This window comes from Streptomyces cadmiisoli (assembly GCF_003261055.1).
In the GTDB taxonomy this organism is placed as follows: domain Bacteria; phylum Actinomycetota; class Actinomycetes; order Streptomycetales; family Streptomycetaceae; genus Streptomyces; species Streptomyces cadmiisoli.
Genome location: NZ_CP030073.1, coordinates 5,882,481 through 5,896,812, shown reverse-complemented (window position 1 = coordinate 5,896,812; position 14,332 = coordinate 5,882,481). Strand labels below are relative to the sequence as shown.

The window sequence follows — 14,332 nt, the reverse complement described above, 5'->3', positions numbered from 1 at the left end:
CACCCGGGCGGTGCGCTAATCCGCCTGGAGCACCAGCAGCGCCAGGTCGTCCTCCGGCGGGCGGCCGCCGAACTCGTGCACCAGCCGTCTGATGCGCTCCGCGATCAGCTCGGCGCTCAGCCCCGCGCAGCCGGTGAGCGCGGCGGCGAGCCCGTCGCCGTCGTCGAACTGGCGCGATCCGCTGCGGCGCTCGGTGACACCGTCGGTCACGCACAGCAGTGTGTCGCCGGGACGCAGCTCGAAGGTCTCACTGGTGTACGTCTCGTCCTCGACGACGCCGAGCAGGGTCTGCGGGTGCGCCGCCGTACGGACGTCGCCGTCCGGGCCCAGCAGCAGCGGCAGGGGGTGTCCGGCGGAGGCGAGGGTGCAGCGGACACCGCCGTCGAACGGGGCCAGTTCGCCGTACAGGAGGGACAGGAAGCGGGTCTGGGGCCCGTCGGCGGGCCGGACGGGGCCGACGAGGGCGCGGGCCGCCGCGTCGGCGGCCTCCGTGGCGTCGTCGAGCAGGAGCTGGTTCAGGCGGTCCAGGACGTCGGCGACGCCGTAGCCCTCGCGGGCCAGCAGCCGGAGCCAGGGGCGGGCCAGGCCGATCACGACGGCGGCCTCGGGTCCCTTGCCCTGGACGTCGCCGACCGCGAAGCACCAGCGGCCGTCGCCGGCCGGGAACACGTCGTAGAAGTCGCCGCTGGGTCCGCCCTTGTCGCAGGGCTCGTAGACCAGGGCGCTGCGCACACCGGGGATCTCGGCGACGGCGCCGGGCAGCAGCCCGCGCTGGAGCACGGCGCTGATGGTGGCCTGCCGGGCGTACTGGCGGGCCGCTCCGATGGCCAGCGCCACCCGGCGGCTGAGGTCCTCGACGAGGCCGGTGATCTCGTCCGGGAAGCCCTCCACACCGGCGCGGCCGATCACCAGGGTGCCGAGCGGGCGGCCGCCCGCGACGAGCCGGTAGGCGAGCGCCGCGCCGCCCCGCGCCTCGGTCCCCGCGTCGGCGGCGTCCCGGCTCCCGGCCGCCGGGCCGGCCCCGCCCGGCGCTTCCTCGGGCCACGGCCAGGGCCACGCCCAGGGGCCGCCCGACGGCCCCTGGGCGGGGCGTGGCGGCTCCTTCTCCAGGCACCGGCGCAGATCCTCGATCCGTTCCTCGCTGCTGTGCCAGACCCGGGCCAGCCGCGGGCCGGGGGCCCCGGCGCCGTCGCCCCAGCCGGTACGGCCGCCCGTCGCCTCGTCCTCCAGCCACACGGCGCACCAGTCGGCCAGCCGCGGCACGATCAGCTGGCCGGTGAGCGCGGCGACCAGGTCCTCGTCGAGCTGCCCGGCGAGCAGGTCGGAGGCCTCCGCGAGGAAGGACAGCGCGCCCCGGCCCAGCCAGTCACGATCGGTGCGGTGGGGGCGGCCGCGCTCGAACGCCGACACCGCCGACAGCGCCGACGAGGACGAGAGGGGCAGGGGCTCGGGCGCGAGGAGTTCCGCGCCGGGGAATCCGGCGCGCTCCGGGGCGTACGCGCCCTCGGTATCGGCGCTCCGCTCGGCCGGGACGCGGGCCCACACGGTCTTCGCGCCCCGCCGGTAGGTGACGCCCCAGGCCTCGGACATCGCGGAGACGAGACGCAGTCCGCGGCCGTACTCCGCCGTCTCGTGCACGGTTTCGCCGTCGTCGTCGCGGGGCGCCCGCGAGGGGTGGTGGTCGCAGACCTCCACGATCACGGCGCCCGACTCGGGCTGGAGGCCGCAGACCAGTTCGACGTCGGTGCCGGCGTGCACCACGGCGTTGGTGACCAGTTCGCTGACGACGAGCATGGCGTCGTGCGCCAGGCGCTCGGTCAGCCGCTCCGCGCCGGGCAGGCCGAGCCCGGCCCACTGCTGGAGCGCCGCCCGCAGCAGCCCGCGGGCCGCGCCCGGTGCCAGGGGGCCGCCGTGCAGGGTGGCGCGCATCTGCGCGCCGGGCGGCTGCCCGCCGCCGTGCGCCGGTGGGTCAAGGGCGTGCGCAGGCACATCGGAGGCAAGGGAAATGGTCTCCCGTTGCGCCGGAATGGCCCCCATCTACAGCTCCCCGAACAGTTCGGACGAATACGCCTCGATCGATGCCGACAGGGTGACAGACTGGCCCCGCCCATAAGCGCCGAGTTATCGAAGTGGGCCGCCATGAGTGAGAACCGTGCTACGCGTGTGCTCGAAGACGGACGGATTCGACCACTCGCCGACGATGGGATATGCCCCGCGGAACTGCGCCCCCTGCTCGCGGCGATGACCGCCGCCCGGGACGGCGACTTCTCGAAGGTCCCCGAGACCGGCCACGGACTCGTGGCCGAACTCACCGCCCTGTTCAACCAGATCATGGACCGCAGCGTGCACTTCAACGGCGAGGTGCAGCGTGTGAAGCGGGAGCTGGTGCGGCACGGCCGGCTCGACGAGCGGCTGTCGGCGAGTCCCGGCCAGGGCGCCTGGACGTCGCGGGTCGACGACGTGAACCAGATCCTCGACGCCCTGGTGGCCCCGGCAGCGAACGCGACCCGTGTCCTGGACGCGGTCGCGGGCGGCGATCTGACCCAGCGGGTCGATCTGCACGACGGCAGCCGGCAGCTGCGCGGCGATCTGCGCCGGCTCGGCCGGGCCGTGAACAAGATGGTGGACCAGTTGTCGCTGTTCACCGGTGAGGTGACGCGGGTCGCCCGCGAGGTCGGCACCGAGGGCCGGCTCGGCGGGCGGGCCAAGGTGCAGGGGCTGTCGGGCAGTTGGCGGGACGTGACCGAGGCCGTCAACACGATGGCGGCCCGGCTGACCGCCCAGGTCCGGGACATCGCCGTGGTCACCACGGCGGTGGCCCGCGGCGACCTGACGCGTACGGTCACCGTGGAGGCGACCGGTGAGCTGCTGGAACTCAAGCTCACCGTGAACACGATGGTCGACCAGCTCTCCGCCTTCGCCGACGAGGTCACCCGGGTCGCCCGCGAGGTCGGCACCGAGGGCCAGCTGGGCGGCCGGGCCCAGGTGCGGGGCGTGTCCGGTGTGTGGAAGGACCTCACCGACAACGTCAACTTCATGGCGTCGAACCTGACCTCGCAGGTCCGCAACATCGCCCAGGTCACCACCGCCGTCGCCAACGGCGACCTCAGTCAGAAGATCACCGTCGACGCGCAGGGCGAGATCCTCGAACTCAAGTCGACCATCAACACGATGGTCGACCAGCTCTCCGCCTTCGCCGACGAGGTCACCCGCGTCGCCCGCGAGGTCGGCACCGAGGGCAACCTCGGCGGCCGGGCCCAGGTGCGGGGCGTCTCCGGCGTCTGGAAGGACCTCACCGACAACGTCAACTTCATGGCGGACAACCTCACCTCGCAGGTCCGCAACATCGCCGCGGTGTCGACCGCCGTCGCCCAGGGCGACCTCGGCAAGAAGATCACGGTGGAGGCGAAGGGCGAGATCCTGGAGCTGAAGTCGACCATCAACACGATGGTCGACCAGCTCTCCGCCTTCGCCGACGAGGTCACCCGCGTCGCCCGCGAGGTCGGCACCGAGGGCAACCTCGGCGGCCAGGCCCAGGTGCGGGGCGTCTCCGGCGTCTGGAAGGACCTCACCGACAACGTCAACTTCATGGCGCTGAACCTGACCTCGCAGGTCCGCAACATCGCCCAGGTCACCACCGCCGTCGCCAACGGCGACCTGTCCAAGAAGATCACGGTCGACGCCCGCGGCGAGATCCTCGAACTGAAGGACACCGTCAACACGATGGTGGAGCAGCTGCGCGCCTTCGCCGACGAGGTGACCCGGGTGGCGCGCGAGGTCGGCACCGACGGCCGGCTCGGCGGGCGGGCCCAGGTGCTGGGGGTCTCCGGGGTGTGGCGGGACCTGACGGACAACGTCAACTACATGGCCGACAACCTCACCTCGCAGGTCCGCAACATCGCCCAGGTCGCGACCGCGGTCGCCCAGGGCGACCTGTCCAAGAAGATCGACGTGGACGCCCGCGGCGAGATCCTGGAGCTGAAGACCACCATCAACACGATGGTCGACACGCTCTCCTCGTTCTCCTCCGAGGTCACCCGGGTGGCCCGGGAGGTCGGCAGCGAGGGCCGGCTCGGCGGCCAGGCACGGGTGGAGGGCGTGTACGGCACCTGGAAGCGGCTCACCACGAACGTGAACGAGCTGGCGTCCAACCTCACCACCCAGGTCCGCGCGATCGCCGAGGTGGCGTCCGCGGTGGCGCAGGGCGACATGTCCCGCTCGATCACGGTGGAGACCCAGGGCGAGGTCGCCGAGCTGAAGGACAACATCAACCTGATGGTGGCCAACCTCCGTGAGACCACCCGGGCGAAGGACTGGCTGGAGTCGAACCTGGCCCGCCTCGCCGCGCTGATGCAGGGCCACCGGGATCTGATGGAGGTCGCCGACCTGATCCTGCGCGAGCTGACGCCGCTGGTGAACGCGCAGTACGGCGCCTTCTACCTGGCCGACCCGGACGAGGACGGCACCTCGCTGCACACCGCCGTACCGGCGAAGGGACTGGCCTTCATAGCCGGGTACGGCGCGGCGCAGGGCGCGACCGTGGAGACCGGCGGTCTGCCGGTGCACGGGCTGGTGCGGCAGGCGGCCCGGGAGAAGAAGCGGATCCTGGTGGAGGAGGCCCCGCCGGACTACATCAAGATCAACAGCGGTCTGGGCGAGGCGGCGCCCAGCACCATCGTCATCATCCCGATCCTCTTCGAGGACAAGCTCCTCGGCGTGATCGAACTGGCCTCCTTCTCCCGCTTCTCCGATGTGCACCTGGCCTTCTTCGACCAGTTCGTGAACACCATCGGCGTCGCGATCAACACGATCATCGCGAACTCCCGTACGGAGTCCCTGCTCGGCGAGTCCCAGCGGCTGGCCATGCAGCTCCAGGAACGCTCCGACGAACTCCAGAAGCAGCAGGCGGAGCTCCAGCACTCCAACGCCGAACTGGAGGAGAAGGCGGCCCTGCTCGCCACCAGCTCCCAGTACAAGTCGGAGTTCCTGGCGAACATGTCGCACGAGCTGCGCACACCGCTGAACTCCCTGCTCATCCTGGCCCGGCTGCTCTCCGACAACCCGGACGGCCGCCTCTCCGACCAGGAGGTGCAGTTCGCGACCACCATCCACCGCTCCGGCTCGGACCTCCTCCAGCTGATCAACGACATCCTGGACCTGTCGAAGATCGAGGCGGGCCGGATGGACGTCCGGCCGAAGCGGCTGCCGCTGATCAAGCTGCTGGACTACGTGCACGCCACCTTCCGCCCGCTCACCCTCGACCGGGGTCTCGCCTTCGAGGTGTCGGTCGGTGAGGACGTACCGCGCGAGATGTACTCGGACGAGCAGCGGTTGCAGCAGATCCTGCGCAACCTCCTGTCCAACGCGATCAAGTTCACCGCGACGGGCCGGGTCGAACTGCGGGTGGAGCGGGTGCGCGCTCCGGAGGGCCTGCCCGGCCGGGAGGGCGACGAGGTGATCGCGTTCGCGGTGTCCGACACCGGCATCGGCATCGCCGCGGAGAAACTCCCGGTGATCTTCGAGGCGTTCCAGCAGGCCGACGGCACCACCAACCGCAAGTACGGCGGCACCGGCCTCGGCCTGTCCATCAGCCGGGAGATCGCGGGCCTGCTCGGCGGCCGGATCGTCGCCGAGAGCGAACCGGGCCAGGGCTCCACCTTCACCCTGTACGTGCCGGTGGTCAGCCCCGGCCATCTGGCGTCCGACACCGCGCGGGCCGTACCGGCGCCGGAGGAGACGTCCGCCGGGACCCTGCCGGCCGGGCCCGCCGAGCCGGACGACTCCTGGCCGGTGCCGGCCAAGCTGGAGGAGTGGCAGACCGGCCGGGCCGGACAGGTGCTGCCCGGCCGGCGGGTGCTGATCGTCGACGACGACATCCGCAACGTCTTCGCGCTCACCCATGTCCTCGGCCGCGTCGGCATGCCGGTGCTCTACGCGGAGAACGGCCGCGAGGGCATCGAGACGCTGGAACGCAATCCGGACGTCGAACTCGTCCTGATGGACATCATGATGCCGGAGATGGACGGCTACGAGACGATCGCCGCCGTCCGCCGCACCCCCCGCTGGACGGGCCTGCCCATCGTCGCGCTCACCGCGAAGGCGATGCCCGGCGACCGGGAGAAGTCCATCGCCCGCGGCGCCAACGCGTACGTGCCCAAGCCGGTGGACGTCGACCGGCTCCTGACCGTCGTCTGCACACTGCTCGACCCGGAGAAAACGGGCGGGCCGGAGGAAACCCCGCAATGACCACCGCACCGAGCACCGAGGAAACGGCCGACGAGCGCGCCGGCATCCTTCTGGTCGACGACTTGGAGGACAACCTGATAGCCCTGGAGGCCGTACTGGGCTCCCTCAACGAGCCGCTCGTGCGGGCCCGTTCGGGCGAGGAGGCGATGAAGGCGCTGCTGCGGCGCCGCTTCGCCGTCGTCCTGCTCGACGTCCGGATGCCCGGCATGGACGGTTTCGAGACCGCCGCGAACATCAAGCGTCTCGACCAGACCAAGGACGTCCCGATCATCTTCCTGACCGGTGCGGACGACGACTCCGGCTACGCGTTCCGCGGCTACGCCACGGGAGCCGCGGACTATCTGACCAAGCCCTTCGACCCCTGGGTGCTGCGCGCGAAGGTCAACGTCTTCCTCGAACTGCACCGCAAGACACGCCAGTTGGAGCGGGAGCAGGCCGACTGCGACCGGCTGAGGTCACGGCTGAGCGCGCTGGAGGAGCAGTTGTCCGGGGACACGCTCCCGGACCTGGCGGCACTGCGCGCACAGGTCCGGGAGCTGCGCCGGCTGGCGGGCGCAGGGCGCGCCCGCTGACCTCTCACGCCTCGCGCGTGCCGGCGTACATCTCCTCCAGCAGGTGCTGGTACTCCCGCTCGACGACCGGTCGCTTCAGCTTCAGGCTGGGGGTGATCTCCCCGTGCTCGATGTCCAGGTCGCGCGGCAGCAGCCGGAACTTCTTGATCGTCTGCCAGCGCTGGAGCCCGGCGTTGAGCTGCTGGACGTAGCCGTCGACCATCTCCACCGTGGCGGGCGCCGCCACGACGTCGGCGTACGGCTTGCCGTCCAGTCCGTTCTCCTTCGCCCACTGGAGGATCGACGGCTCGTCCAGCGCGATCAGCGCCGTGCAGAAGTTCCGGTCGGCCCCGTGCACCAGGATGTTGGAGACGTACGGGCACACCGCCTTGAAGGCGCCCTCGATCTCCGTCGGCGCGATGTACTTGCCGCCGGAGGTCTTGAACAGGTCCTTCTTGCGGTCGGTGATCCGCAGGTAGCCGTCGGGCGACAGCTCGCCGATGTCGCCGGTGTGGAACCAGCCGTCCGCCTCCAGCACCTCGGCGGTCTTCTCGGGCAGCCCGTGGTAGCCCTCCATGATGCCGGGGCCGCGCAGCAGGATCTCGCCGTCCTCGGCGATCCGCACCTCGGTGCCGGGCAGCGGCTTGCCGACCGTGCCGGTGCGGTAGGCCTCGCCGGGGTTCACGAAGGAGGCCGCGGAGGACTCCGTCAGGCCGTAGCCCTCCAGGATGTGGATCCCGGCGCCGGCGAAGAAGTAGCCGATCTCCGGAGCGAGCGCGACCGACCCCGACACGCACGCGCGCAGCCGTCCGCCGAAGGCCTCCCGCAGCTTGGAGTAGACGAGCGCGTCGGCCACCTTGTGCTTCGCGGAGAGCCCGAAGGGCGCGGACGCGGTACCGGTGCGCCGGAAGTTGTCCTGCGTGACCTTGGCGTACTCACGGGCGACCCCGGCCGCCCACTGGAAGATCTTGTACTTGGCGGGACCGCCGGCCCGGGCCTTGGCGGCGACGCCGTTGTAGACCTTCTCGAAGATCCGCGGCACGCCCGCCATGTACGTCGGCTGGACCACCGGCAGATTCTCGATGATCTTGTCGACCCGGCCGTCGACGGCGGTGACGTGCCCGACCTCGATCTGACCGGAGGTGAGCACCTTGCCGAAGACGTGCGCGAGCGGCAGCCAGAGGTACTGCACGTCGTCCGCGCCGACCAGCCCGGTCGCCGCGATGGCCTTCGCCATGTACGCCCAGTTGTCGTGCGGGAGGCGGACGCCCTTGGGCCGGCCGGTCGTCCCCGAGGTGTAGATGAGGGTCGCCAGCTGCTCCCGGGTGATCGCGGCGACCCGCTTCTTGATCAGCTCGGGGTCCTTCTCCAGCCGGGCGGCGCCCTTGGCCTCCAGGTCGGCGAGGCTGAGCACCCAGTCGCCGGTCTCCACGCCCTCGGCGTCGAGGACCACGACATGGGTGAGGTCGGACAGCTCGCCGCGCTTCTCGACGGCCTTGGCCAGCTGCTCCGCGTTCTCCGCGAAAAGCACCCGGCTGCCGGAGTCGGCGAGGATGTAGGCGGACTCCTCGGCGTTGGTCTGCGGGTAGATCGTCGTCGTCGCCGCGCCGGCGCACATGATGCCGAGGTCGGCGAGGATCCACTCGATCCGGGTGGCGGAGGCCAGCGCGACCCGCTGCTCCGGCTGGACACCCAGCTCGACGAGACCCGCCGCGATCGCGTACACCCGCGAAGCGGCCTGCCCCCAGCTCAGCGACCTCCAGTCGTCCGGGCCCTGCCCGGCTGCCGACGGCACCGGGTAGCGGTATGCCTCGGCGTCCGGTGTCGCCGCGACGCGCTCCAGGAAGAGGCCCGCTACGGACGGCGGACGGTTCTCGATCAAAGTCTGTGTGTCGCTCACGACATCCTCCGGGGCCCGCGACGGTGCGGCTGGCTCGGTGCGGCTTCAGTCAGCTTCGGTAAGGCTTCAGTAAGTCTTCGGTACGGCTTCGGTCAACTTCGGTGCGACTTCAGGCGCGACAGGTTTCACTTGCGCGCCGTTGTTTAACTCGCGAGTAACTATCGAGCAGGCATCAGGGTAGAGCCCGACCGGCCACCGCGTAAGTCTCCGCGCCTTGTCACTTCCTCCAGAAGGACGGCCGTACGCATGCGAGAGGGCCCGCCGTCACGGACGGCGGGCCCCTGTTTCGCGCGTTTTGTCGCGTTACCCTTGGTTACTTCTTGCTCTTGGCCGATCCCGCACCGTCATCGCTGGACAGCACCGCAATGAAGGCCTCCTGAGGAACCTCCACGGAACCCACCATCTTCATCCGCTTCTTGCCTTCCTTCTGCTTCTCCAGCAGCTTCCGCTTACGGGAGATGTCACCGCCGTAGCACTTGGCGAGGACGTCCTTGCGGATGGCGCGGATGGTCTCGCGGGCGATCACCCGGGAGCCGATGGCGGCCTGGATGGGCACCTCGAAGGCCTGCCGCGGAATCAGCTCGCGCAGCTTGGCGACGAGCCGCACCCCGTACGCGTACGCGGCGTCCTTGTGGGTGATCGCCGAGAAGGCGTCGACCTTGTCGCCGTGCAGCAGGATGTCGACCTTGACCAGGCTGGAAGTCTGCTCGCCGGTGGGCTCGTAGTCGAGGGAGGCGTAGCCGCGGGTCTTGGACTTCAGCTGGTCGAAGAAGTCGAAGACGATCTCCGCGAGCGGCAGCGTGTAGCGGATCTCGACGCGGTCCTCGGAGAGGTAGTCCATGCCGAGCAGGGTGCCGCGCCGGGTCTGGCACAGCTCCATGATCGAACCGATGAACTCGGTCGGCGCCAGGACGGTCGCGCGGACCACCGGCTCGTAGACGTCGCTGATCTTGCCTTCGGGGAACTCGCTCGGGTTGGTGACGACGTGCTCGCTGCGGTCCTCCATCACCACGCGGTAGACCACGTTCGGCGCGGTGGCGATGAGGTCCAGACCGAACTCGCGCTCCAGCCGCTCACGGATCACGTCGAGGTGCAGCAGGCCGAGGAAGCCGACCCGGAAACCGAAGCCGAGGGCCGCGGAGGTCTCCGGCTCGTAGACCAGCGCGGCATCGTTGAGCTGGAGCTTGTCCAGCGCCTCGCGCAGCTCCGGATAGTCCGAGCCGTCCAGCGGATACAGGCCGGAGAAGACCATCGGCTTGGGGTCCTTGTACCCGCCGAGGGCATCGGTCGCGCCCTTGACCTGGCTGGTGACCGTGTCACCGACCTTGGACTGGCGGACGTCCTTCACACCGGTGATGAGATAGCCCACCTCGCCGACACCGAGGCCGTCGGCGCCCAGCATCTCGGGCGAGTTGGTGCCGATCTCCAGCAGCTCGTGGGTGGCGCCCGTGGACATCATCCGGATGCGCTCGCGCTTGTTGAGCTGGCCGTCGATGACCCTGACGTAGGTGACGACGCCGCGGTAGGAGTCGTAGACCGAGTCGAAGATCATGGCGCGCGCGGGGGCGTCCTTGACGCCGACCGGCGCCGGGACCTCCCGAACCACCCTGTCGAGCAGCGCATCGACACCGAGCCCGGTCTTGGCGGAGACCCGCAGCACGTCGTCGGGCTCGCAGCCGACCAGGTTCGCCAGCTCCTCGGCGAACTTCTCCGGCTGCGCGGCCGGCAGATCGATCTTGTTGAGCACGGGGATGATCGTGAGGTCGTTCTCCATCGCCAGGTACAGGTTGGCGAGGGTCTGCGCCTCGATGCCCTGGGCGGCGTCGACGAGGAGGACGGTCCCCTCGCAGGCGGCGAGCGACCGTGAGACCTCGTAGGTGAAGTCGACGTGCCCGGGGGTGTCGATCATGTTGAGGATGTGCGTGTTGCCCGGGTCCTGAGAGGGCGCCCAGGGCAGCCTCACTGCCTGGGACTTGATCGTGATGCCGCGCTCACGCTCGATGTCCATCCGGTCGAGGTACTGAGCACGCATCTGCCGCTGCTCGACCACGCCGGTCAGCTGGAGCATCCGGTCGGCTAGCGTGGACTTGCCGTGGTCGATGTGCGCGATGATGCAGAAATTGCGAATCAGAGCCGGGTCGGTACGGCTCGGCTCGGGCACATTGTTAGGGGTCGCGGGCACGCAGGGTCCTGTCTCTTGAGGCGCCTTATGCCTCGGGTCGGATCGATACGTAGCCTCCATGGTCCCACGGGCGGCGACCGGCGTCCGGTTTGGGCCATCAGGAGAGCCACTGCTAGCCTGGGTGGCTGTGCCTCATGCCCTCTCAGCGCGAGGCGCACCCCAAGAAAATCATCGGTACGGGTCCCGCGCGGCCTCGTACCAGAACCTGAAAAGGCTCATTCGTGGCGAACATCAAGTCCCAGATCAAGCGGATCAAGACCAACGAGAAGGCTCGGCTGCGCAACAAGGCCGTCAAGTCCTCCCTGAAGACCGCGATCCGCAAGGCCCGCGAGGCCGCTGCCGCGGGTGACGTCGAGAAGGCCACCGAGTACCAGCGCGCTGCCGCGCGTCAGCTCGACAAGGCCGTCTCCAAGGGCGTCATCCACAAGAACCAGGCCGCCAACAAGAAGTCGGCGCTGGCTTCCAAGGTCACCGCGCTCAAGGGCTGAAGCACGCTTCAGTTGATCTGACCGGATCCGGTTTGTGATCCGACCGCCGGAAGGACCCCGAGCGGGCCCTCTCTCATCCGCTCCCGACCGGCACCCCGAGTCCGTACGCGGCCTGCGTTCGCCACGCGGGTATGGACTCACCGTCTTGAACCGATGGCCCCGGCACATCGCTCTTCCCCGAGCGATACGCCGGGGCCATCGGCGTGTGCGGGCCCGGGTGGCATGGGTGCCGTGGGTGCCATGAGGGCACGGGTGCTCCGTGACTTCGCGGGGCCGGGGTCCGAGGGCTTGGCAGCGGCGGCTCGCCGAGGGGGTGCGCGCGGCTCGGCTCCGCGCAGGGCGGGCTGCGCGGCTCGCGCGCTCAGCGGCTTCCGGGAAGGCGGGAAGGCCGGGGGGCACGGCTGGTCCACGCGGCGGCTCGGCAAGGCTGGCGCGGGCAGCTCAGGCGCTACCGCGGCGCGCTCGGGGCAGGACTGTCGCGGGGTCCCTGCCCGAACGCCGCTCGGGTCGGGCCTAAGGGCTGTCCCGTAATCCCCGGTGGATCAGCGCGCGGCGTCAGATGCGGTGCATCGCAAGGCGGAGGGTCGTCCTCATACCGGGTGTATTCGGGCGATCCGACAACGCGGCGAGGTGCCGTAGCTGTCGTCGTGCGCCCGCCGGGGATTACGGGACAGCCCTTAGCCGCGTCCCCGGGAGCGGGCCGCGCGTGCGATCGTCACGACCGCCTTCTCCAGGGCGTACTCCGGGTCGTCACCGCCGCCCTTCACGCCCGCGTCCGCTTCGGCGACCGCCCGCAGGGCGACGGCCACCCCGTCGGGGGTCCAGCCGCGCATCTGCTGCCGCACCCGGTCGATCTTCCACGGCGGCATGCCCAGCTCACGCGCCAGATCGGCCGGCCGGCCGCCCCGCGCCGAGGACAGTTTGCCGATCGCCCGCACACCCTGCGCGAGCGCGCTGGTGATCAGCACCGGCGCCACCCCGGTCGCCAGGGACCAGCGCAGCGCCTCCAGGGCCTCCGCCGTCCGCCCCTCGACCGCCCGGTCGGCGACCGTGAAGCTCGACGCCTCGGCCCGTCCGGTGTAGTACCGCCCGACGACCGCCTCGTCGATGGTCCCCTCGACATCCGCGACCAGTTGGGCCGCGGCCGACGCCAGCTCCCGCAGATCGCTCCCTACGGCGTCGACCAGTGCCTGGCAGGCCTCGGGTGTGGCCGACCGCCCGAGCCCGCGGAACTCACCCCGGACGAAGGCCAGCCGGTCCGCCGGCTTCGTCATCTTCGGGCACGCCACCTCGCGCGCGCCCGCCTTGCGCGCCGCGTCCAGCAGGCCCTTGCCCTTGGCGCCGCCCGCGTGCAGCAGCACGAGGGTGATCTCCTCCGCGGGCGCCCCGAGATACGCCTTCACGTCCTTGATCGTGTCGGCGGACAGGTCCTGCGCGTTGCGCACCACGACGACCTTGCGCTCGGCGAACAGGGACGGGCTGGTCAGCTCCGCGAGCGTGCCGGGCTGCAACTGGTCCGGCGTCAGGTCGCGCACATCCGTGTCGGCGTCGGCGGCCCTGGCGGCGCTCACCACCTCCCGCACGGCACGGTCCAGCAGAAGGTCCTCCTGGCCCACGGCGAGCGTCACCGGGGCGAGAGGGTCGTCGTTCGCAGTCTTCCTGGCCATCGCGTCAAGCATCCCACGGGCCACTGACAACGCGGCCCGCGGCGCCGGTGAGCGCTACGGCTCCTCCCGCCAGCCGTCCCACTCACCCACGAACTCGTCCAGTTCAGCGGGGTCCAGACGTCCCGCCTCGTCCAGCAGCACTACCAGCCACTGCGCGTCCTCCGCGTCGTCCTCCCCGGCCAGCGCGTCCCGCACCAGCCGCGGCTCCTCGTCCAGCCCGAACCGCTCCCCGAGCGCCTCCGCCGCCTCTTCCGCGGCATCACGGTCGGGCAGCACGAGCACATGTCTCACATCACTCACGGCGCCCATTTTCCGACACCGGTCCCGGAATCGAACGCGCGGGTTCGATTCCGGGCAACGGCGGCCGGGCGATGCCCACCGCGCGACGTCGAGCGAGCGGGCGGGCGGCGCCCCGGCGCGGGCAGGCGAGCGACCCGGCCGCCGGGTCAGCGCGTCCGGTCGGGGGAGCGCACCTCCGGCACCCGGTCCAGCTCGATACCGAACCGCTCCCGGTACGCCGCGAGCACCTCCGCGTCCTCGACGAGCTCCCGTTCCTCGTGCGTACCGTCGGCCGCGGTCACCTTCAGCCGCCGCCCGCTGAGCGTGATCCGCCCGCCGTCGTCCATCACCCGGGAGCAGACCAGTGACTTCCCGAAGTGCGACTCCGGCGACGTGGTGTGCCACCAGGCCCCGGTCACGAAGTCGGCGAGCGCCCGCGGCCGCAGGTCCAGCCGGTACTCGGGGCGGTCGTCCTTGATGACGTCGAGATCGGTCGCCCCGGCTCCGCCCTGCGTGTCCGGACCGCCCCGTACACCCGCCGCGTCCGGCGCCGACTCGACGATCCTGAACACCCCACCGGGATCGATCTGCTCGCGCCGCTCCTCGAACGCCAGCGGATAGTGGCTGTGCGCCCCGAATCCGACGTCGACCAGCCATTCGCCCGCGTCCACCGTCCGCACCCGCAGGGCGAGGTGGTCGTAGGGGATCCCGGGCCGCTCCCCCTCCCCGTACGTGCGTCCCGCCAACAGGGTCACGTCGTACCCGAGCTTGACGAGGAGGGCGGCGAAGGCCCCGTTCAGTTCGTAGCAGAAGCCGCCCCGCCGCGCGCCCACCACCTTGTCCAGCAGTCGCTTCTCCTCCAGCACGATCTCCTCGCCGAGGTGGATCGACAGGTTCTCGAAGGGCACGGTCTGGAGATGCCGCAGGTGCAGCTCCCGCAGGACGTCGACGGTGGGCCACGCGGGCTGCGCGACGCCGAGGCGGCGGAGGTAGGCATCGACCTGAGCGGAGTTCATGTC

At 70.7% G+C, this 14,332-nt stretch carries 9 protein-coding genes; 3 read left to right on the top strand and 6 right to left on the bottom strand.

Going from position 1 to position 14,332, the window contains the following annotated elements:
* Positions 1-15: 15 nt before the first annotated feature.
* A complete protein-coding gene (locus tag DN051_RS25720) occupies positions 16-2,037 on the bottom strand; it encodes an ATP-binding SpoIIE family protein phosphatase (protein WP_112439588.1) in 2,022 nt (673 codons plus the stop codon).
* Between the two features lie 102 nt (positions 2,038-2,139).
* Between DN051_RS25720 and DN051_RS25715 the strand changes: the two genes are divergently transcribed.
* Positions 2,140-6,246, top strand: coding sequence for a HAMP domain-containing protein (locus DN051_RS25715; RefSeq protein ID WP_425471677.1), 4,107 nt, complete (start codon positions 2,140-2,142; stop codon positions 6,244-6,246).
* Complete coding sequence (locus tag DN051_RS25710; protein WP_112439586.1) at positions 6,243-6,818, top strand: response regulator; 576 nt, start codon at positions 6,243-6,245, stop codon at positions 6,816-6,818. Before DN051_RS25715 ends, DN051_RS25710 begins: the two co-directional genes overlap by 4 nt.
* Positions 6,819-6,822: 4 nt before the next feature.
* On the opposite strand, the gene DN051_RS25705 is transcribed toward DN051_RS25710, so the two are convergent.
* Both DN051_RS25705 and lepA read right to left on the bottom strand, forming a co-directional pair.
* Positions 6,823-8,697, bottom strand: a complete 1,875-nt coding sequence (locus DN051_RS25705) for an AMP-dependent synthetase/ligase (RefSeq protein ID WP_053758191.1) — start codon at positions 8,695-8,697, stop codon at positions 6,823-6,825.
* A 313-nt stretch (positions 8,698-9,010) separates the two neighbouring features.
* On the bottom strand, positions 9,011-10,879 hold the full coding sequence (lepA, locus tag DN051_RS25700; protein ID WP_053758190.1) for a translation elongation factor 4: 1,869 nt from the start codon (positions 10,877-10,879) through the stop codon (positions 9,011-9,013).
* A gap of 221 nt (positions 10,880-11,100) precedes the next feature.
* On the opposite strand from lepA, the gene rpsT reads away from it, so the two are divergent.
* Positions 11,101-11,367, top strand: a complete 267-nt coding sequence (gene rpsT / locus DN051_RS25690; RefSeq protein ID WP_019074070.1) for a 30S ribosomal protein S20 — start codon at positions 11,101-11,103, stop codon at positions 11,365-11,367.
* Between the two features lie 677 nt (positions 11,368-12,044).
* Here the strand turns inward: rpsT and holA are convergent.
* The 3 genes from holA to DN051_RS25675 all read right to left on the bottom strand — a co-directional run bounded on the left by holA (position 12,045) and on the right by DN051_RS25675 (position 14,329).
* A complete protein-coding gene (holA, locus tag DN051_RS25685) occupies positions 12,045-13,034 on the bottom strand; it encodes a DNA polymerase III subunit delta (RefSeq protein WP_199314675.1) in 990 nt (329 codons plus the stop codon).
* A 54-nt stretch (positions 13,035-13,088) separates the two neighbouring features.
* Positions 13,089-13,343 carry a hypothetical protein gene (locus tag DN051_RS25680; RefSeq protein WP_199314674.1) on the bottom strand — a complete coding sequence of 85 codons (255 nt, stop codon included), beginning with the start codon at positions 13,341-13,343 and terminating at the stop codon, positions 13,089-13,091.
* Between the two features lie 137 nt (positions 13,344-13,480).
* Positions 13,481-14,329 (bottom strand): arylamine N-acetyltransferase family protein, encoded by an 849-nt coding sequence (locus DN051_RS25675; protein ID WP_053761047.1) that lies wholly within the window; start codon positions 14,327-14,329, stop codon positions 13,481-13,483.
* Between the last annotated feature and the right edge of the window lie 3 nt (positions 14,330-14,332).